Source organism: Brasilonema sennae CENA114 (genome assembly GCF_006968745.1).
Taxonomy (GTDB): domain Bacteria; phylum Cyanobacteriota; class Cyanobacteriia; order Cyanobacteriales; family Nostocaceae; genus Brasilonema; species Brasilonema sennae.
The window spans coordinates 4,905,433-4,926,852 of record NZ_CP030118.1; the positions used below are offsets into that span (position 1 = coordinate 4,905,433).

General features: G+C 42.9%; 16 protein-coding genes. 5 read left to right on the forward strand and 11 right to left on the reverse strand.

Annotated elements, in window-relative coordinates; all coding sequences use genetic code 11:
• Positions 1–278: 278 nt before the first annotated feature.
• From DP114_RS20560 to purE, 3 genes are all read right to left on the reverse strand, one after another.
• Positions 279–1,685 (reverse strand): ammonium transporter, encoded by a 1,407-nt coding sequence (locus tag DP114_RS20560; RefSeq protein WP_169268098.1) that lies wholly within the window; start codon positions 1,683–1,685, stop codon positions 279–281.
• Positions 1,686–2,064: 379 nt separating this feature from the next.
• Positions 2,065–3,681, reverse strand: coding sequence for an ammonium transporter (locus DP114_RS20565; protein WP_370469289.1), 1,617 nt, complete (start codon positions 3,679–3,681; stop codon positions 2,065–2,067).
• A gap of 483 nt (positions 3,682–4,164) precedes the next feature.
• Entirely contained in the window at positions 4,165–4,692 is a 528-nt protein-coding gene (purE, locus tag DP114_RS20570) for a 5-(carboxyamino)imidazole ribonucleotide mutase (protein WP_171977002.1), read from the reverse strand.
• Positions 4,693–4,939: 247 nt separating this feature from the next.
• Between purE and nagA the strand changes: the two genes are divergently transcribed.
• Both nagA and bchM read left to right on the forward strand, forming a co-directional pair.
• Positions 4,940–6,205: an N-acetylglucosamine-6-phosphate deacetylase gene (nagA, locus tag DP114_RS20575; protein ID WP_171977003.1), complete on the forward strand. Its 1,266-nt coding sequence runs from the start codon at positions 4,940–4,942 to the stop codon at positions 6,203–6,205.
• A gap of 94 nt (positions 6,206–6,299) precedes the next feature.
• Positions 6,300–6,986: a magnesium protoporphyrin IX methyltransferase gene (bchM, locus tag DP114_RS20580; protein ID WP_169268101.1), complete on the forward strand. Its 687-nt coding sequence runs from the start codon at positions 6,300–6,302 to the stop codon at positions 6,984–6,986.
• Positions 6,987–7,072: 86 nt separating this feature from the next.
• On the opposite strand, the gene DP114_RS20585 is transcribed toward bchM, so the two are convergent.
• The 4 genes from DP114_RS20585 to DP114_RS20600 form a co-directional block, all read right to left on the reverse strand.
• A complete protein-coding gene (locus DP114_RS20585) occupies positions 7,073–7,846 on the reverse strand; it encodes a hypothetical protein (RefSeq protein WP_171977004.1) in 774 nt (257 codons plus the stop codon).
• Positions 7,847–8,301: 455 nt separating this feature from the next.
• Entirely contained in the window at positions 8,302–9,273 is a 972-nt protein-coding gene (locus DP114_RS20590; protein ID WP_171977005.1) for a trypsin-like serine peptidase, read from the reverse strand.
• Positions 9,274–10,240: 967 nt separating this feature from the next.
• Entirely contained in the window at positions 10,241–13,477 is a 3,237-nt protein-coding gene (locus DP114_RS20595) for a CHAT domain-containing tetratricopeptide repeat protein (protein WP_169268104.1), read from the reverse strand.
• Between the two features lie 760 nt (positions 13,478–14,237).
• Positions 14,238–14,642: a hypothetical protein gene (locus tag DP114_RS20600; protein WP_169268943.1), complete on the reverse strand. Its 405-nt coding sequence runs from the start codon at positions 14,640–14,642 to the stop codon at positions 14,238–14,240.
• 428 nt (positions 14,643–15,070) lie between these two features.
• Here DP114_RS20600 and DP114_RS20605 point away from each other — a divergent pair, with 428 nt between their 5' ends.
• Entirely contained in the window at positions 15,071–15,961 is an 891-nt protein-coding gene (locus tag DP114_RS20605; RefSeq protein ID WP_171977006.1) for a phytanoyl-CoA dioxygenase family protein, read from the forward strand.
• A 59-nt stretch (positions 15,962–16,020) separates the two neighbouring features.
• On the opposite strand, the gene DP114_RS20610 is transcribed toward DP114_RS20605, so the two are convergent.
• From DP114_RS20610 to DP114_RS20620, 3 genes are all read right to left on the reverse strand, one after another.
• Complete coding sequence (locus DP114_RS20610; protein WP_246162607.1) at positions 16,021–16,551, reverse strand: GNAT family N-acetyltransferase; 531 nt, start codon at positions 16,549–16,551, stop codon at positions 16,021–16,023.
• A gap of 208 nt (positions 16,552–16,759) precedes the next feature.
• A complete protein-coding gene (locus DP114_RS20615) occupies positions 16,760–17,008 on the reverse strand; it encodes a hypothetical protein (RefSeq protein ID WP_172195255.1) in 249 nt (82 codons plus the stop codon).
• Positions 17,009–17,082: 74 nt separating this feature from the next.
• Positions 17,083–18,021 (reverse strand): DMT family transporter, encoded by a 939-nt coding sequence (locus DP114_RS20620; RefSeq protein WP_171977007.1) that lies wholly within the window; start codon positions 18,019–18,021, stop codon positions 17,083–17,085.
• A 306-nt stretch (positions 18,022–18,327) separates the two neighbouring features.
• Between DP114_RS20620 and DP114_RS20625 the strand changes: the two genes are divergently transcribed.
• Together DP114_RS20625 and DP114_RS20630 are read left to right on the forward strand one after the other, a co-directional pair.
• Positions 18,328–18,678: a hypothetical protein gene (locus tag DP114_RS20625; protein WP_169263117.1), complete on the forward strand. Its 351-nt coding sequence runs from the start codon at positions 18,328–18,330 to the stop codon at positions 18,676–18,678.
• Positions 18,679–18,825: 147 nt separating this feature from the next.
• The gene (locus tag DP114_RS20630; protein WP_246162608.1) at positions 18,826–19,101 is read left to right on the forward strand and encodes a hypothetical protein; all 276 of its coding nucleotides are present in this window, start codon (positions 18,826–18,828) and stop codon (positions 19,099–19,101) included.
• Positions 19,102–19,306: 205 nt separating this feature from the next.
• On the opposite strand, the gene DP114_RS20635 is transcribed toward DP114_RS20630, so the two are convergent.
• Entirely contained in the window at positions 19,307–21,274 is a 1,968-nt protein-coding gene (locus DP114_RS20635) for an ATP-binding protein (protein ID WP_246162609.1), read from the reverse strand.
• Between the last annotated feature and the right edge of the window lie 146 nt (positions 21,275–21,420).

Sequence of the window (21,420 nt, forward strand, 5' to 3'; positions counted from 1 at the left end):
GATGAAAGAAAAAAGCAGGGCGATAACGTAAAGCGATCGCCTTGAAGAGTGTCAACCGAGCCAAGCTGGGGGACTCTGCACAAAGTCAGGAGTGCAAAGTCGAGCGTAGGGCGGCTCCCTGCTGGAGCATCGCCCGTTTGTGCCCAGAAGGTTTTCTTGTGCGAAAACATTCTAATCGGAGATTTGGGGCAACCAAGCCCAGCTTGGTTGGGGGATAGGGCAGGCGAAACCATCGCCAATATGAAAACAATATTGGTTAGTAGAGAAAAACATCTCCACTACTTGTTGCTGAAATTGATGCGCTCTCCAAACTCCTCATTGTAACCTTCTTCGCCATGTTCGTTAATATCCATGCCTTGGAGTTCAGCTTCTTCCCTCACGCGCAAACCAACTGTGACAGCTAGGATTTTCAGAATGATCCAAGTACCAACAGCAGCAACAACATAGGCAATGGCAACTGCTGCTATTTGTTTAATCACTTGACTTGGATTACCATACAACAAGCCATTTTTCCCTGCTGAGTTAACTGTCGTGGTTGCAAAGATACCTGTGAGAATCGCTCCCACTGTACCGCCTACGCCATGCACGGGAAATGTATCCAAGGCATCATCAACTAGTAACTTGTGTTTGAAGCTAACTGCATAGAAGCAAGCAACACTGGTAATACTACCGATTAAAATTGCTGCCAGCGGTGTGACAAATCCTGCGGCTGGGGTGATGCCCACCAAGCCTGCAACTGCTCCTGTCGCTGCCCCAACTGCTGTTGGTTTGCCGCGCAATACCTTTTCTAGGATCAGCCAGGTTAAAGCCCCCGCTGCAGCACCTGTATTGGTGGCAACAAAAGCGGCTGTTGCCAACGCACCAGATGCCAAAGCACTGCCAGCGTTGAAGCCGAACCAGCCAAACCACAGTAAGCCAGCTCCCAGCAAAATGAAAGGAACGTTGTGAGGAGGGCTGAGACGTTCAGGATAAGTTTTGCGAGGTTTGAGGACGATCGCCGCTACAAGAGCAGAAACACCAGAACTGATGTGGACGACTGTACCACCCGCAAAGTCGAGAGCTTCCAAGCCACCGGACAATCCCAACAATCCACCTTTCGCCCATACCATGTGCGCTAGGGGAGCGTAAATAAAAGTTGACCACAAGAGCACGAACAAAGAGTAAGCTGTAAAGCTCATCCGCTCTGCGATCGCACCACTAATCAGTGCTGGGGTGATAATAGCAAACATGGCTTGGTAAATCATGAATGCCTGATGGGGAATCGTCGGAGCGTAGGAAAGTAGCTCAGCAGGCTTTGATCCCTTAAGATAATCAGTTACTTCGTATCCGACATTATTCAAACCTAGCCATTCCAGTCCGCCGATAATGGGGTTACCTGGAGCAAAGGCAAGACTATAGCCCCACAAAATCCAAGTTACTCCCACAATTGCCATGAGCACAAAACTCATCATCAGGGTATTGAGGATGTTGCGCGATCGCACAAATCCACCATAGAAAAATGCCAGTCCCGGAGTCATTAATAGCACTAATGCAGCACAAATCAGCATAAAAGCTGTATCTGCAGCAGTTTGAGCACTAGATATCGCCGCGTTGACATCAGAGGGTGCAGCGAAGGCATTGCCCATCACCGGTACACCAAGAAGCAGCAGGGTTACAGCCCCAATAAGCGCAAATTTCTTTAACACTTGTTTTTGTTCCAAACCACCAACTAGTTTGTGTTCACAAAATCATTTTGAGTACCTTTTGATACTTTGTGATGTACTGAGAGTTACTCAAATATGATTTTTCTGAAAGATTACTAAATATATACTTCTTATTGTCTTTGTCAAGTATTAAATATTGATGCAAGGTTGCTTTTGATTATATTTTTTGTGAATTAGTATCATATTCGGATGAACACAAAAACGAAGAAATTTACCCCATCCTTCACCGCACTTCTCCTTATTAAGGATAGGGGATAGAGATCAGGTGTTTTTATTGTGACTAACACCCGTCCCTATCTCAGAAGCAAAAGTCAAAAGGCAAGGGCATTAGACAAGTCAATTAGGAGAATCACGCAAAGCCTTATAAACTTGTTGGTAAATCTCCTGCACGCGAAACTCCTGCACCATGACTACCTAATTCACTAAATCCATTGGCACTAGCTTCTTTGACAAACCCACTGTAAGCTTCCATACCGTGTTCGCCGATATCCAAGCCTTCAATTTCTTCTTGTGTTGAGACTCTAATACCTAAAGTAGCTTTGAGTGCTAACCAAAAGATGCTACTCAACAGAACAGTCATACCGCCAACCGATAGGATGCCAACAATTTGAGCAATGAGTGTTCCCAATCCACCACCAAAGAATATCCCATGTGGTCCTACTGGTTTACCTGCTAAATCAACCATCCACGGATATCCACCAGGACCAACAGAAAACAAACCAACAGCCAGAGTACCCCAAACACCACACACGAGGTGAACTGAGACTGCTCCTACTGGGTCATCAATGCGAATCTTATCAAAGAAGGTGACAGCGAAAACTACCAAAACTCCGGCAATCAAACCAATAATAAAAGCACTGTTGAGGTTGACATAAGCACAAGATGCTGTAATCCCAACTAAGCCAGCCAAAATACCATTAATAATCATCGAAAGGTCTGGCTTACCTAAATACAACCAAGCTGTGATTGTAGCAGTAATTCCACCAACTGCACCGGCTAAGTTAGTAGTCAAAGCAACGTGAGTAATCGCACTCGGATCGGCAGCCATTACAGAACCGGGGTTGAAACCAAACCAGCCTAACCACAAAATTAAACACCCTAGGGTAGCAATGCTCATGTTGTGCCCAGGTAAGGCAATAGCTTGCCCATCTTGATATTTTCCAATGCGTGGTCCAAGAAATGCGGCTCCCATCAAAGCTGCCCAGCCACCAACAGAGTGAACGACTGTGGAACCAGCAAAATCAAAGAAACCCATGTCTGCCAGCCAACCAGCACCCCAAATCCAGTGTCCGGTAATTGCGTAGGCAACACCTACAAGTAAGAGGCTAAAAATCAAGAAGTCAAGAAATTTAATCCGTTCAGCAACTGCACCAGAAACAATTGTTGCTGCTGTTCCAGCAAATACGAGTTGGAACAAGAACTTCGCAGCTAAAGGAACACCAGTCCAACTGAGGGCGCTAAATACACCTTTGTAAGCATCTCCTGTTGCGGGACTATTATCTGCGCCTTGGAGGAAGAAGCCACTCAAGCCAATGAAGTCATTACCATCGCCAAACATCAAGCCAAAGCCAATCGCCCAAAAAGCAACGGTTGCTAGGGCAAACACAACCAGGTTTTTAGCAAGAACGTTGACAGCGTTTTTTTGACGACACAAGCCAGTTTCTAACATACAAAAACCGGCGTTCATGAAGAACACCAAAAAAGCGGCGATCGCTACCCAAAGAGTGTCAATCGCGACTTTAAGTTCCGCCGTTGTTGATCCCGCTGGGGCAGGGGTTTGGGCAACTGCTGTATAACCCCATGCCAGTACAATCAAACAAGCTACGGGGATACAGGCTTGCCAGCTAGGAGACAACTGCTTAATAACAACAGTCATTTTATTGACAATTGAGTTATTTTGTGCAGTGATATATAGTGACTTTACTGCTCGCCATCTATTTTTTCTTCTCGATTTGTTTTTGTTTGTGATTTTTCTCATCATTTTCTCAACCATCCTGAACGGGAGAAACACGTTTCGTATCAACCGCTAACGTTTGATGCGAAACTTGCCATTTGTGAGATTTGTTATTTAGACAAGCTGTCTTAAAATAAATAACTTTCATGAGCAGTAAGCGGTTCTTTGACAAATCAGGCAGTTATAAACCTGATGCTAGCTCTGTTGCTATTAAGAATATTCTTAAAAAAATATTATGTAGCTTCTAAAACCGTCAAGTCTATTCGCTTAAATCTTTAGGGAACGCTTAACACCCGAACGCTTAACAGGGAACAGGGAACGGTTAACACCCGAACGCTTAATTTTTAAGAAGCAATAAAGGTGTACCTAGCTTCGTAAAATCTTTGGAGGAGTCCTATATAAAAAATTAACACTTAAGCATTAGTAAATTTAGTTCCTGTGCTTATCGCAAGTACAAGCGAGTATATACAAATAAATACAAAAAAATTGTACTTATTGTTACTGTTTTTATTCTGCAGATTGCATTTGTCTTAAATATTCCTCATAGCCAACCTCTTCTAGTTTTTCTTGCTTTGCCATGACTGATTCAGACAAGGTTTGACGATATTGCTGCACCTTATTAAGTAATTCGGCTTGATGAGTCGCAAGAATTTGTACCGCCAAAAGTCCAGCATTTTTAGCATTGCCTATAGCAACAGTCGCAACTGGTATGCCAGCAGGCATTTGTACTATAGAATACAATGAATCAACTCCTTGCAAGTGACGGCTAGGAACAGGAACACCAATAACAGGCAGAGGAGTTAAAGATGCTACCATTCCCGGAAGATGAGCTGCTCCACCTGCCCCAGCGATAATCACCTTAATACCTCTTTGGTGAGCAGATTTGGCATATTCCACCATACGTTCCGGAGTACGATGGGCACTGATAATTGCTACCTCAGTATCAACGCCAAATTCTTCACAAACTGCGATCGCACCTTGCATAGTTGGTAAATCCGAATCGCTACCCATAATGATGCCGACAAGAGGAGCCATAAGCAATTCAAAGTATGCCCTTTGGGCACGCTGCGCGAACAAAATTCAAAGTTCAAAATTGGAATTTAACTTTATGATTAACAATCATCTCACTCTGTGTGTATCTGCTGACCAGAACTAGGGCTTCTTTTCCCCCTACACCCTTACACCCCTATACCCCTACACCCCTAATTGTTAGGATTTTTGATTCACCGTCGCCTCTTACCTCTAAAATCAGGTCAGATTTCATTATCTTTGTGCTGATGTAATGATTGAAGCAACACACAGCTTGCCAGGTACTCCTGTAGATATTATCAATGCTAGAATACCTGGTTACACAGATTTGCAGATTCTCTCGGTTAACCCGCAGGGCATAGTTGAACAAATCCTGCCAATGTCTAAAGTCCTTAAACGTGTTCCGCCAGTTGACTTACAGGTGTTGGATATTGGTGGCGACTGGATTTCACTGGGTGGTGTAGATTTACAGATTAACGGCGCGTTGGGATTGGCGTTTCCTGATTTATCAACAGAAAACTCTCGCCAAATGCTAGACATTTGTCGTTATTTGTGGTATGAGGGGATAGATGCTTTTTTACCTACCCTGGTGACAACTTCGGTAGACAATATTCAGCGTGCGCTTTCTGTGATTGCTGATTGTATGAACTTCAACCCCCCCTCTATCCCGCCTGAAGTTCGGGGGGGAAGGGAAGGTGCGCAAAGAGGTTATGCGAAAATTTTGGGAGTACATCTAGAAGGACCATTTTTAAATTTTCAAAAGCGTGGTGCACACTCCCCAGAATACCTAAAACCACTTAATCTTGAGGAAATAAAGAAGGTTTTGGGAAATTACGCTCATCTTGTGAAAGTCATGACGCTAGCGCCAGAGTTAGATCCAACGGGTGAGGTGATTCCATATTTACGTTCTTTGGGTATCACTGTGAGTTTAGGACATTCCCAAGCGACAGCAGCAGAAGCACAACGTGCTTTTGAACTAGGTGCAACAATGGTGACTCATGCTTTTAATGCTATGCCACCATTACACCACCGCGAAAGCGGATTGTTAGGGGCGGCAATTATCCATCCTCATGTTATGTGTGGTTTTATTGCGGATGGTGAACACGTCTCACCAACAATGCTGCAAATTCTACTACGCGCCAGCACTCCTGTTTCTCACCGCAAAGTTGGGGAGATAGGCAAACAAAAACTTTTCCTTGTCAGTGATGCCCTTGCCCCTCTGGGATTGCCTGATGGAGTGTATCCTTGGGATAATCGCCAGATTTCAGTGAAAAACAAAACTGCAAGACTTGCAGATGGAACTTTATCAGGAACGACTTTACCTTTATTGGTAGCTGTGCAAAATTTAGTGAAGTGGGGAATATGTGATGTAGACAGGGCGATCGCACTCTCAACAATTGCACCACGAAGTGCAATCGGCTTGTCTGCAATCCTCTCTGGCGTTAGTGCTAGTCAATTATTGCGTTGGCATTTGGACGAATCTACACAAGAACTTTCATGGCAGAGGTTGTTCTCTTAAGATTTTGCCCCAAGGTACACCACGCAGAAAAATGTTTCTGGTGGTTCCTACACGTGGTACTTTTTAGCTTTGGAATGGATAGATATTGAGTTTCATGAACGTAACTGACGACAAAACGATTGTTAAAGAATATTTCAATTCTACAGGCTTCGACCGTTGGAGACGTATCTACGGTGATGGCGAAGTCAACAAAGTCCAGCTAGATATCCGTACTGGGCACCAGCAAACAGTAGAGACGGTACTCAGTTGGCTCAAAGCTGATAACAATTTAGCAGGGCTATCTATCTGCGATGCTGGATGCGGTACAGGTAGTCTCAGCATACCGCTTGCGGAAGCTGGAGCAAAAGTCTATGCCAGCGATATTTCAGAAAAAATGGTAGGAGAAGCTAAGGAAAAAGCTTCACAAATTCTCGCCAATGCTGAAAATCCGACATTTGCTGTACAGGATTTAGAAACGATTAGCGGTAGCTACCATACGGTGATTTGCTTGGATGTTCTGATTCACTACCCTCAGCACAAGGCAGATGAGATGATTTCTCACCTCTGTTCTTCAGCACAGTCACGGATTATTCTGAGTTTTGCACCGAAAACTTTCGCCCTCAGTTTATTAAAGAAGATAGGGAGTTTCTTTCCAGGTGCTAGTAAAGCGACTCGCGCTTATCTCCATCGCGAAGCTGATGTGGTGAAAATTTTGGCAAAGAATGGTTTTTCTGTTCAACGTCAGTCTATGACTCGAACTCGCTTTTATTTCTCTCGTCTACTGGAAGCGACACGTCAGTGATTTTAAAATCGCAGCAGGATAGAGTTGTATTTTTTGCTGCGATCGCCAGAAGCCTGCATCGTACTGGAAGAGTCGGTGTAGGTTATTCACGCTGTTTTGAAAAAACGAATAATTTCGCGCACATGATCCAAAAATTGCCCATCTGTGGAAAGTTGAGCGATCGCCCCTCGTGCTTCTTTTGCCAAGCGTTCATGTTCTGTTTGATTTGTAGCACGTAATTCTTCTACACCAGCGGCAATTCTGGCTAATTCTTTACGCGTGTCTTCTATATAACTTTGCTGATTTGCTGCTAAGGAGTAGGGTTGTTCTGGATTAAGTTGTTCTTCTAAACGCTTCACGGTTTCTTCTAGAGTGTTGAAACGGGAGCGAAGTTCAACAACATCTTCACGTGGATACTTCCATTCTTGGCGAATCATAACCAATCTTGCATACAAGTACTCATAAGCACTGATGGCTGGGCGCAATCCAGTTAATAGCAAAGCAGCACCAGAACTAATATAGCCGACTGCACTAATACCAGTGGCGGCGAGAAGGTAAAGACTAATTGCTGAAAATAAGTGTAGGGCAAGAGCAACGATAAGCGATCGCCGTGCCAAAACTTTAACGTACTCCAGTTGTTTCTCATCCACTGGAATTCCTTTTTCAGTTGATTGTGCCCCTTCTGCCAAGACTTCTTTTGCCTGAAAATGAACATTCCACGGTACAGTCACAATCACCAACAACCACCAAAAACTGACTCCCCCAATCACCCAGTCAAGAAAGTTGCCAGTAGGAATATGGAACCATTGCAATACACTAAAACCCAACAGCACTAGAAGCGTAATTCCAAAACTGGAACCGATAAAGAAGTTAAAATACATATTGTCTTGTGTTTGAAAAGGTATCACCTTAATGTTGGTGAGGGGTTAACAGACACGTACAAATCCTTGTGATGGTTTTTAGAGTTACACACAGGGATTAGCAATTCATTTGTTTGGTTCGTAAAACAATACACCCTTTGAAATTGCCTATTATTCTGAAAACATCCCATGAATAACATCAAATTGCCGGCGCTTTATTGTCCCTTTCCTTTACTAGTACCGCGCGGCGTAAATACACCTACCATTTTTTTATAGCCCTTATACAAGAAATTTGAGTCAAAATAATGGTAGGCTTACTTCCGCCATGCTGTACTAGTCCAATATCAGAGGAATATCTGCTACATAAAACCTAGACAAGTCTAGACATTACTTCTTTCTTCATCGGGAGCATGGGAGCGGTTATCCCTCAGAAAGCATTCACGCCTTAGCCAGACGCGATAAATTAATGGCTCTACTTATTTTCCTACCAATTTATCTAAAAAATCAATCTTCACACCCAAGTTGATTATTGCTTTTCCATCACGAGTTTTGTATTCCGCATTATTAAGACCAATTATGTACGGTTGATTACCTATGACACCAATAATTGCTCCCCCGGAAGAACCACCGGTGGTATCACAGTCGTGTAACAAGACATTGCCTTCTTCACCCACGATGCTGCAACCTTGTTGCACGCTTGCTGTCCATCCCTTTCCTGCGGTAAAAAATCGATACTTTTCTTTGTCTGTGTTAGGGAAATCACCAGAATAACCAACGAAAATATATTTATTGCGGTTTTTGGTGAGAGTTGATGAGGGTAAAGATTTCCAACCCAGATATCCGTATTTTAAGCCGATAGGTTTATTGAGTTTCAAAAGCGCCCAGTCGTCAGTTTGATTCTCTAACTTAGTTTTAGTGAAATCAGTCCCATAAATGACATTTTGAACTTGGGCTATATCCGATTCATCCGCGACTTTGCCATTAATAAGATTTGGGAGAAACAAGATTTTTTGACTAGCTTGGTGTGTTTCAGGATCAATGACGCAGTGTGAATTGGTTAAAACGACATCTTCACTAATTAATGTACCTGTACAATGATATTCCTCGCCTTTGGTGGTCAATCCCTGTACTCTACCAATTGCCGACCAAGGATATTGTCGGCTTAACATAGGAACTCGGTCATCCCAACCAATAACTCCTCGTTTAAATTCTTGATCATCAGCTTTATCTGGTTGATTCGTCTGTTGCAAATTACGAGGTTGAAAAGCTTTACCGTTTCCTTTGATACTGAAGTTCTTCACATCTTGCAATTTGGTATATTTGGGTGGAGTTGGTTTTGTTGGGGTAGTTTGGGCGTTTGCATTCCACCAAGTATTTAACGTAATTCCGCTGATAGTTGCTGCGATAAATAATGCGATTGATTGTTTGCTGATAAGTTTGTTTTTCATGGGTATTTTGTGTTGGTTTGATAGTTTTTGTATGTCGTCTGTTCCAAGCGAAGAAACCTCACCCGCCTTCGGCACCCTCTCCTTCAAGGAGAGGGTTTAGAGAGTCTTTTCTTTCTCCCTCTCCTTTATAAGGAGAGGGCTGGGGTGAGGTATCTCTGTGTCGTTTCTAACCATAGGGCTAAGGTATTGTTGTGTTGGTTTGATAGTTTTTGTCTGTTGTCTGTTGCAAGCGAAGAAACCTCACCCGCCTTCGGCACCCTCTCCTTAACAAGGAGAGGGTTTAGAGAGTCTTTTCTTTCTCCCTCTCCTTTATAAGGAGAGGGCTGGGGTGAGGTATCTCTGTGTCGTTTCTAACCATAGGGCTAAGGTATTGTTGTGTTGGTTTGATAGTTTTTGTCTGTTGTCTGTTGCAAGCGAAGAAACCTCACCCGCCTTCGGCACCCTCTCCTTAACAAGGAGAGGGTTTAGAGAGTCTTTTCTTTCTCCCTCTCCTTTATAAGGAGAGGGCTGGGGTGAGGTATCTCTGTGTCGTTTCTAACCATAGGGCTAAGGTATTGTTGTGTTGGTTTGATAGTTTTTGTCTGTTGTCTGTTGCAAGCGAAGAAACCTCACCCGCCTTCGGCACCCTCTCCTTAACAAGGAGAGGGTTTAGAGAGTCTTTTCTTTCTCCCTCTCCTTTATAAGGAGAGGGCTGGGGTGAGGTATCTCTGTGTCGTTTCTAACCATAGGGCTAAGGTATTGTTGTGTTGGTTTGATAGTTTTTGTCTGTTGTCTGTTGCAAGCGAAGAAACCTCACCCGCCTTCGGCACCCTCTCCTTAACAAGGAGAGGGTTTAGAGAGTCTTTTCTTTCTCCCTCTCCTTTATAAGGAGAGGGCTGGGGTGAGGTATCTCCATGTCGTTTCTAACCAGAGGGTAAGGACATTCTTTCTCCCTCTCGTTTATAAGGAGAGGGCTGGGGTGAGGTTTCTAACGCCACTCCCCCTGAACAGTGAAACCCGCCCAGTAATAAGGGCTACGCCATTTTGGGTTTTCCCATAACTTCCGTTGTGCTGCACGTAACGCTTCTGATGGGGTTTTCTTTTGCTGTAACATTTCTGTGTAAAATTCCTGCATGAGTACAGATGTGCCTTCGTCGCTAACCTGCCACAGCGACAGCATAACGCGCGCTGCACCTGCATACATTAACCCGCGTGTCAACCCCACTAAACCTTCACCGTTGACGTTTTTACCAAGTCCGGTTTCGCAGGCACTCAAGACGATTAACTCTGCTGGGTAGTCTTGGTTAAACAAATCTGACAAGCGCAAGTATCCTCTGATTGGCTTGCCTTTTTTATCAAATAATGACAGTACAATCCCGGATAACTCTGGTTGCTCTTGATTGACAAACCCGTGAGTGGCAAAATGCAGGATACGGAATTGATTGAGAGTTTTGCTTGTTGCCCAGTCGTAATTAGCATCAAAGCTCAATGCTTCCAGGCTAGTTGCTGCTGGTATCAGTTTTAAAATTCCTTTTGCTTCTTCTGCTGTGTTGGCTAGCCTGTTCCAACCATTGCGTTTCAGGCTTCTGGCGGAACGGTTAAGGGCAGAGCGTTCAACTTCGAGTTCGGAACCGAGTTGAGTATTTTCCGGTTTACCTGTGACTCGTGTGTCGGTAGCACTGTATACCGGATCGGCGAGCACAGCTATGGCTTTGGGTGCGCTTTGGCGGTTGGCAAGTTTTTGGCGTTGGATGGCGATGGTGGAGGCTGAGGGTAAATTGACAATTTCATGGTTTATCATCAGTGGTTGGTATTTACTTGAAGTGATATCAGCTAATGCCCCAAAGGGAATCGTTTGTAGCGCACCATCAGCAACAATCACCAAACGCTTTCCTGGTAATTTATCAGCAACAGGTGCGATCAGGAGTTGACTGAGTTGTTTTGCGCTGTTAATCGCTAAGTCAGTAGTTGTTACTTGCTGCGAATCTTCACGGAACCTCGATGCGACTTTTTCTATTTCCTTTTGTCCGGGGAGGGTGTAAACTTGCATAGAAGTAGGAGTGACTGCCCACAAATAACTGCGTTCTTCTCCCAAAGAATATTGCAATAGCAGAGTATCTTTATCAAGTTGTTGTTGGATTTGCGGTAATTTGAGAATGTCCTTTTCGGGGTTTGGGTTTGTCAGTTTTGCATATTCTGGGCTAGTCGTACGGATTTTGGCTTGCAGTTCGTGGTGTTGTCTGAGAAGATCTTCAATTTCTGTGGTGAGTTTTTGAATAGATGCTTTGGTGAGATCGTTTTTATTTGATGAATTTGCTAAATTTTGCCGCAATGTCTCTCTGGCATCAATTTGTTGTAGTAAGTTGCGTTCTTGTTGTACGAGTTCTGGGTTTGCGCCTTTGAGAATTTTGGCATTAGCTTCGGTTAATAGTTCTATCAAACTTCTGGCGCGGGAGCGTTCGCTGATGTGTAGGGCTAATGCGTCGTATCCTTGGGATGGATCTTTTTTGTGCAGTTGCATCAGCAGGTCGATGTAGAGTTTATAGTAACCCGTTACTGTGGCAAAGTAGGAAGTGCGAAGTTCTTGCCTGTCGATTTTGGTGCGTAATTCTTCGACAATTTTGATTGCGGCTTCTAGGTTGGTGCGGGCTGCTTGCAAGTTACCGCGTTTGCGTTCTAGGAGAGCAATGTTACCAAGGATATTAGCTTCTGCTTGTTTGTCGCCGACTTGTTTACTCAAAGGCAGAGCAGAGTTATAGTATTTGAGGGCACTCTGGTTGTCTCCTAAATCGAAGTAGACTCTGCCAATATTGTTGACGGTTTTTGCTTCCTGTGCTTTGTCGCCCACTTGTTGACTCAAAGGTAGAGAAGAGTTGAGAAGATATTTGAGGGCACTTTGCTTGTCTCCTAAATCATAGTAGACATGGGCAATATTGTTGAGGGTTGTTGCTTCCTGCGCTTTGTCGCCCACTTGTTTACCCAAAGGCAGAGCCAAGTTGTAGTATTTGAGGGCACTCTGGTTGTCTCCTAAATCGGAGTAGACAATACCAAGATTGTTGAGGATTCTTGCTTCTGCTTGTTTGTCGCCCACTTGTTTCATCAAAGGCAGAGCAGAGTTGTAGTATTTGAGGGCACTCTGGTTGTCTCCTAATGAGTTGTAGACTAAGCCAATATTGTTGAGGGTTATTGCTTCCCCTGCTTTGTAGATCATTTGTTTCATCAAAGGCAGAGCAGAGTTGTAGTATTTGAGGGCACTTTGCTTGTCTCCTAAATCGGAGTAGACATTGCCAATACCGTTGAGGGTTGTTGCTTCCTGTGCTTTGTCGCCGACTTGTTGACTCAAAGACAGAGCAGAGTTGAAGTACTTGAGGGCACGCTGCTTGTCTCCTAAATCGGAGTAGACTAAGCCAATATTGTTGAGGGTTCTTGCTTCTGTTGCTTTGTCACCCACTTGTTTGAGCAAAGGCAGAGCAGAGTTGAAGTATTTGAGGGCACTTTGCTTGTCTCCTAAATCGGAGTAGACTAAGCCAATATGGCTGAGGATGCTTGCTTCCTGGTTTTTGTTGCCGACTTGTTTGATTAAAGACACAGAAGAGTTGAGGTATTTGAGGGCACGCTGTTTATCTCCTAAATTGGAGTAGACACTGCCAATACCGGCGAGGGTAGCAGCTTCCAGGTTTTTGTCGCCGACTTGTTGACTCAAAGGCAGAGAAGAGTTGAAGAATTTGAGGGCACGCTGCTTGTCTCCTAAATCGGAGTAGACTAAGCCAAGATTGTAGAGGGTTGTTGCTTCTATTGTTTTGTCGCCGACTTGTTGACTCAAAGGCAAAGCAGAGTTGAGGTATTTGAGGGCATTCTGTTTATCTCCTAAATTGGAGTAGACTCTGCCGATAACAAGGAAAGTAGCTGCTTCCCCTAATTTTTCTCCTGCTTTGCGAAACAATACCAGTGCTTCTTGCCATTTTTCTATTGCCTGTCGCAGAGATACTGCTGTCCCTTGTTTGTAAAGTGCGTCCCCCTCTTCAAAAACTTTTTCTGCAGCAGCGCGGGTTGCATCTTGCTGTGTTGTGGCTGGTTGCTGTGCGATTTGCGACTGTTTTAATGTGCTTTTTGCTCCGACTGATTCGGATAATAAAACGACACTCAGCAAGCAGATTAAACTGTAAAGCTTAATTTTTGGTCTTAGATATTTAAAAAAATCGCTTTTTGTTGGTTTAGCTTTCATCTTCAAGTTGATATTGGTAATTATGCATAGGGAAATTCGTACAGTATAAGTACGGTAGATAGATACACGTTATTAAAATTTTTTCAGAAAATATACTAGTTGACATGGAGTTTAGTTTAAGCTTGCGTGAAAATTAAATCAACCTGGTTTCGCTTTCTGTAACAAAGTTTAGAGAAATTGTCTTTTTGGAGTGGAAGATGATTTTAGAGTTGCTCATGGGTGTTTGTCCTCGCTTTTATTACATCTATTTCTGGGGTTTGAGGACTTATGCAGTTTAGGGGTATAGGGGTGTGTTAGCGCAGCGAGCCGTAGGCTGGGTGTATGGGTGTAAGCGTATAAATGGATACAAATGTGTAGGTTAGGAAAAAATCAGAACTGATCTCAGATCTTGCACCTCGACCTGAGTACGCCTTGAACTGAAGTTCAAGGCTTATAGCCAAAGTCCGTTAAAACGGACTGAAAGACTTACCCAGTCCGTTTTAACGGACTTGAACTTTGAGCCAAGAAATTTATTTCTTGGCGGACGAAAATGATGGTGCAAGATCTCAGGTATAAGGGGGAAGAAAGTAAAAGACCTTACCCAATCTGATTCCAAAGTTGTCGGAACTAACGAATAAACCATTCACTTACACACGCCAGATACCAAGTGAGGGAAACCCTCCTGCAGTACTGGCTCCCCTACACCCTTACCCCCTTACACCCTTAATTCTCTTCCCCCTACACCCCTACACCCTTATTTCTTCTCCCCTACACCCCTAGTCTAAATAGAATAACTGCGCCAAACTTGTTTAGAATCCTTGCTATCATGTTCAGGAACCAGTAACCGCCAAGTTTTACCTTCTTTCTGGAGTTGCAGGTAAACTTCAAAAGGTTTTTGAGGTTGTGTCAACTTTCGTTTTGGAAGTTTGAACGTAAGGTTGTAGTTTCCCTTAACGCGGTATGTGGGCAAATTCTCAACTGTCAAAGCTTTTCGCTGAGTAATTGATAGCCGATTGATTTCAAATCCCTGAAAATCTAAACCTAATTGTTGGTTGAGTTGCTGTTGGGTTTGCTGTAATTCAAATGCAATTGCTTTTTCCACTAACTGGCTAGTTGGTGCGAGAACACTCGTGGTACACGCAGTTAATAGCCACACCAGAAAAATCACGATCATTCGCCGTACCATCACTATGACTCCTCTATACTCATGTCTGCTATTCCAAAGCGATAGTATAAGCTGTTGCTGGTATGATTATCTAACTATTTGTGCCAAAAATTTTAGTAACAATTTAGACATTTAAGACCAGAAAACAACTTGCTTGATTTTTGCTTTGCAGCAACTAAGTAAGACTGTAACTTATACGTATTACAAATGACTTTTATATGTCTGTCACCAAGTCAAATTCTGAAGTTTTATTTAATTTTTTTCAGATAAAATCAGCCATAAAGTTGGTTTTTATGGATTAATATTCAGAACAAGTAAAGCACAGTTATGTTGTAGCCGATTTTCTGTGAAGTCCATATAAATTTCCTGATTGCAACAACAAATTACTGGATATTTACAGTAAGTTTACTTAATACGAAATCATTTATCTTTGTCAAAGAGATGACGATATGAAAACACTCGCAACACAGGTACGTAACAAACTCTTAATGAATGTTTACGAATTCTCACTGATAAAAACTCCTGCTGAGTTTGCTTATCAAGCAGCATTAGCAAAACACATGAGTCATCTGCCTATCCTTTCGAGTACTGATCAGGCTATAGTAGAGACTCTTAATAATGAGGGACTTTTTATCACTTCATTAGAAGAGCTTTCGATTCCTTTTACTTCTGAAATACTGGAAGCCGCAAAAAACTTAATGCCAAAAATCCCAAGAGTCCTTTGTGACGATGAAAAGGAATTTGTTATTCATGCAACTACCCAGCAAATAATGGAATATCCAGAGATTTTTCTTTGGGGATTACAACAACGTTTACTCAATATTGCTGAAAATTATTTTGGTCTACCTGTAGCTTATCATGGTGCCTATTTTCGCAGAGACCTTGTTAATGAAGTACAGAAGAAATCAAGGTTATGGCACATGGACAGGGAAGATAGAAAATTATTCAAGGTCATTATTTATTTAAATGACATAAATGATGATGGAGGACCATTTCAATATATTCCAAAAGATATCACTTCAAAAGTCGCTGATTCTTTAGGATATAAATCTGGGTACATTAGAGATGAATCTATACAACGATTTGTATCTCCATCAAATTACAAATCTTGTACAGGACCATCTGGTACGGTAGTTATTGCAGGAACTAGTAATATCTTTCATCGGGGAAAAGTACCTGTTACTGACGATAGATTTACAATATTTTTTGATTACACTTCCAGACAACCAAAATTTCCTTTCTATTGTAAATCTTCATTACCTATGGAAGATTTGGATTCACTCTCCCCGATGTTTTCCGAACACCAAAAGCGCTGTGTTTTTTGGCGAGAAGAATCTTAGTAAGAATGATATAACGGAGTGAGAAGAGTCAGAAGTTTGACAAGTTGGAAAATTATATTTCAAACCTCATTAAAGTAATCAGGGTAGCACACGTTCCCATTAATATTCATCAAAGCACTCGGCTTGAGTTCTAGCACCATAAATGCCTCATCAGGAATTGGTAACGATGAGTGCAAGCCAAATTGACTCGCCTTTTGAAAACCAAAACGTCTGTAATAGCGCGGTTCACCAACAACGACAACAACAGAATAATCTGACTCACGACATTTCGATAAGCCCACTTGCACCAACTGGCTACCGATACCTTGGCGCTGGCGCTGTGGTGTTACGGCTAAGGGTGCTAGTGCTAGCGCTGGAATTTGCTCTGATGCTTCAATGAAAATGCGGCTGAAAAGAATGTGTCCGAGTACATCCCCATTTTCTAGCGCGACAAGGGATAATGCAGGTATGAAATTCGGACAGTTGCGGATTTTATCTACAAGTGATGCTTCTTGTGTTCTACCAAAAGCATCTGTGATCACTTGATAAATCTTTGCTCTTTGGTTGTGTGTTTCTGGCGCAAAATCTAGCATAACTGATATCAACTTCATCTAATTACAATAAAAAACCTCACCCCTGCCCCTCTCCTTATTAAGGAGAGGGGTACACACAAATGATTTAATCATCTTAAACCCCATTTTGTAGGGGATTCACCGCACCGCACTGGCTTCCCTACCAGATAAAAGTTAGGACTTTCCCTCTCCTTAATAAGGAGACCCAGTGCGTTGCGGAGCCAGTACTTGATGAGTGTTTCCCGACCTAGGTATCTGGTGAGACCAGCGCTGCAGGAGGTGAGACCAGTGCTGCGGGAGGGTCTCCCGACAGCCAGGCATCTGGCGAACCCGAAGGGGTCTCCCGACCTAGGCGACTGGCGTTCGCCCTTGGCGTGCCGCAGGCATACCCGAAGGGCGTTGGGGTTCCCAAGGACGGTGCACCTGGCGTGAGGGATGCCCGACAGGGCAGGGTGAGGTTAAAAATTTTGGGTAATTCGATGACTTGTGTGTACACGGTAGCCTTAGTAAGGAGAGGGGTACCCGGAGGGTGGGGTGAGGTATTGATCCGAACGGATATGATATGAAACATTACTTGAGGTAAAACAGCAATCCAATCCCTGCGATCGCAACTATAACACCAGCGATCGCCCTGACGCTGACTTTCTCTTTCATCGCGATCGCAATGGGGATGACAAATAATGGACTTGTCTGCAACAAAGTGAAGGATATTCCCGCAGGTGTAAGTTTAATTGCTGTCTGTTGCAACCAAATTCCTAAATAAGTTCCACAGAAGGAAGCTAAGATAGCCACGAGAAGAAATCGAGGTTCTTGTAATATCTTTAACTGAACGCTGCTGACTTGTTGCTTGCGGCAAAGTATCCAAATCAAAAGCATTAACACGGCTGCTGTCAATCGCAACAAGGCTGCCCATAAGGGGCTGATACTCGTGTTTGCCAAAGCTGCACGCGAAAGGACACCCCCTGTCGCATTTGCGATCGCCGCCAACAAAGCAAAACATATTCCCCGCCACGGGTATGTTAAAGAAGTCTCACTTGTACTGGGGACTCTTTCGGTAACAACCCAAGCAACACCCAAAACAGTCAGCAAAATACCGCACCAAGCACTCACATTTAACTGTTCTTGGAGAAAAATCAACGCCAGTATTGCCGTTATCGGTGGGGCAAGAGTTCCAATCAGTAAGACACGACGTGCGCCGATAAAATTTATGGCTGCCAAAAAAGCTGTATCGCCTAAACAAATGCCTACAAAACCACTCAGGAGGATGAGACACACAGATAGGGGTGGAATGCTAGGAAACAATTCGCCACGGATGAGGATGGTGAGGAAGAGGAAGGCGATCGCAATTATCCCTTTGATCAAGTTGAGTTGCAATGGCGGGATACGCTGTCCCAAGCGCCCATACAATACTGATGCCAGCGCCCACAAACAGGCAGCAGACAAAGCTGCAATTTCACCCTGAAAACTTGTTACAGACAATATTAAATAATTATTAATAGTAACAAACATCCGTTTTTTACAAATAAATTTTATAATATTTTCATATCAAGACCTCTATAAACTTTAGCACTCAATGCACTTCACTGCTAATTTTCTTGGGACAACTTTTAGCACTCAACGTATTTTACTGCTAACTCTTTTAGGAGAGAAACCTTAGCACTCTCAAGACTAGAGTGCTAGTCTTTGGAATTTCATTATTTATAAGATAGGAGGATTAGAAGTTTTTTATGGTGAAACTCAAGAGATTTTTAAGACATTAAACTTTTTAGCAACTCTGGTTTGAATAAAATTCACGTCATAATTTGGAGAAGTAGAATGAAATACACTTTCGACATTGTAGGCGTTTCTCCAGTTTTAGATTTTTTTAGTCATCAACAGCACAATTTACACAAACCACAGCATCAAGCTGTGGAATATGTGGGAACTCATAAGTGTACGCTTGATGCCATCATCAAATCTGTAGAACCATTGCCACCAAAGTGGGGCTGGAATATAGATGAAGTAGTGGATACAGTGATTTCGTTTTGGATGAAGAATTCAGAGAGTATCTGTTATTGGAACTCACGTCTTGTGGATGCAGGTAGTAATAACTTGTTAGTAGCAAGAGTCGCGGATATTAAGGCTTTAAAAACAGAATTTGAAGTCTTACTGAGTCAGAACTGGTGAATTTTGTGCTCTCGAAAAATGTTTGGAAAGTTTATAGGGGTTATCTTTTAAATCATATACACCACCGCGATCAATGTAGAGACGTTCCATGGAACGTCTCTACAACCATGTATTGCACTTAGTTCCCTCCTTAGAGAGCAAGATTATGTGTTTGATGACTCGGCGATCGCCGATTTACCAACGCTGCAAAAAAACCTTGCTGCGATAGAAAATCTTAACTCACAGGTGATTGCACAAGTGATTCGTCAGTGGTATCTCAACCATGAATCTGTGATAGATGCCATATTTGACAAAGAATCAAGAGAAATTAGTAAAGTCGCGAAGACAAAACCGCAAAGTCAGGAAAACACTTTGGAGAATCGTTACCGGATTTTGGAGGAGGAAGTGCAAAAATTACAAGAGAAAAAGAAGAGAGATAAATAAAGTTTCTCATTTTCTCGTTCCTAGCCTCCGGCTGGGAACGCATGGTTGTGGGCTGCTGCCTCAATGCTGATAAACTGGAGGCACAGCCTCACAGAATGCATTCCCACGCAGAGCATGGGAACGAGAAGAGAACGAGAAGGGAACGAGAGACGAGACACAGACGAAACAGAGTATGAGAATTTAAAATCTAAAATCCAAAATGGTATTACTTCTCAACCAAATTTGCGATCGCTGTCGCCAAAAGAACTGGTTCAATTGGCTTGGGAAAATGAAGCGTAAAACCAGTACCATTAGCTTGCTGTTGAGGAGTCTGCCCGGCGTAAGCAGTGAGGGCGATTGCCGGAATTTGTCCTCCTCGTTCGGCTGGCAAAGATCTGATTTGACGAATCAGCATGTAACCATCCATTTCTGGCATTTGAATATCACTCACCAGCAAATCTGGCTGTTCTTCAACCAGTGATGAAAGGGCTTCATGTGCTGAGGCGGCTGCAGATACACAAGCCCCATAAGCTTCTAGTAGAAAAGCCAAAAAATCGCGGTTGTCTGGTTCATCATCCACAACCAGTACCCGCACACCATATAAATCTGGACTCTTGTCATCTTTTTGAGTCTCACCTTGAGTTATGGAGGGATTCAGCATCAATGGAAGCCTAACAGTAAAAGTTGCTCCCTTTCCCTCACCACGACTTTCAGCTTCAATAGTTCCGCCGTGTAATTCAACTAAGTGGCGCACAAGAGAAAGCCCTAAACCCAAACCCCCAAATTTTCTGTTATAACCACTATCTTGTTGACGGAAGTAATCAAATATATAAGGTAAAAATTCTGGTTTTATACCTTTGCCTGTATCAATAACTTGAACTTGAGCGTATAAGCCAACCCTTTTTAATCGAACGGTGACTTGTCCATTTGATGGCGTAAATTTCACAGCGTTAGAAAGGAGATTCCACATGACTTGCTGCAATCGTTTGGAATCACCAAAAACTACTCCCAGATTAGCATCAAATACAGTCAATATCTCAATTGACTTAGCTTGAGCCGCAAGATCTACACTTTCTATAGCTTTGGTAATTATAGTTTGCAGGTTAACAGCAATTGGATTAAGAGTTAGCTTCCCACGCAAAATTTTAGATACACTTAGCAAGTCATTGATCAGTTGCACCTGTAAACTCGCGTTACGCTCGATAGTTTCCAGTGCCTGCTCTTTCTTGTTATCATTAAGCTTACCACTGCGTAAAAGTTTCACCCACCCGAGTATTGGATTTAAAGGTGTTCGCAATTCATGAGAAAGAACAGCAAGAAACTCATCTTTTATGCGGTTTGCTGCTTGAGCCTCTTCTAAAAGTTTATTGCGCTCATCTTCCGCTCGCTTGCGTTCAGTGATATCTCTTAAAGAAACAAGATAAGCAGCTTCTCCTTGCCACTCAATTTCTACCACGCGCATTTGGGCAATTTTTTCGAGACTATCCTTTGCTGCGGTGCGTTCTGTGTTACATCTATATGGGTAAATATCGACCTCTGTATTATCCCCACCAACAACTGGAAAGCCAAATAACTCACCCAATAATTCTTCTTGCTTGCAGGCAAATAGATTTAGTGCTGCTGGGTTAATAAAACGCACAATACCACCTCGATCTACAACCACTATACCGTCAGCATTTTTGGTAATCAGCGTTTGTAACTGTAGCTCAACCTTTTGCAGTGTTGCTTCCACTTGTTGGGAGTGCTGTTTTTGTCTTCCTAGTTCTGCTGTCTGTTCTTGCAGCTCTTGTCTTAAATCTTCCTTATGCAATTGGGACGATTGTGTTTTCTCCCCAAGAACCTGTTTTATAATTTCAGGAAGCCGTGCCAGTTCATCTTTGGATAGGTAGTCTGTTGCTCCTGCCTTTATACATCTTACCGCAATAAATGCGCTATCCGTACCATTAATAATCACAAAAGGAATGTTCAACCCCTGCGCGTGCATTTCTTGCAATGCTTCCAAGGCGTCTAAATCTTTTAAACTGTCTTCAGCAACGATCGCATCGCAACCACAATTGAGATAAGTAAGGTAATCAACTTTTGTTGCTACACACTTATAATCAACTGTAAAACCAGCTCCATTCATCACAGCGAGGATATTTTCTGTAGATTGGGGCGAGTTTAATAAAAATAATATAGTACATTTGTTATCCACTTTTAACAGGTTTTCGTAAACGGGTGATTAATATAATTTAATATTAATCGCTAATGGTGCCGCACAATATCACCCAAAGACTTATGTTTACTACTCTTCCTGTAGAAAGAGAAGAAAAAGAGGTATTCACCAGGGAACGCTTAACA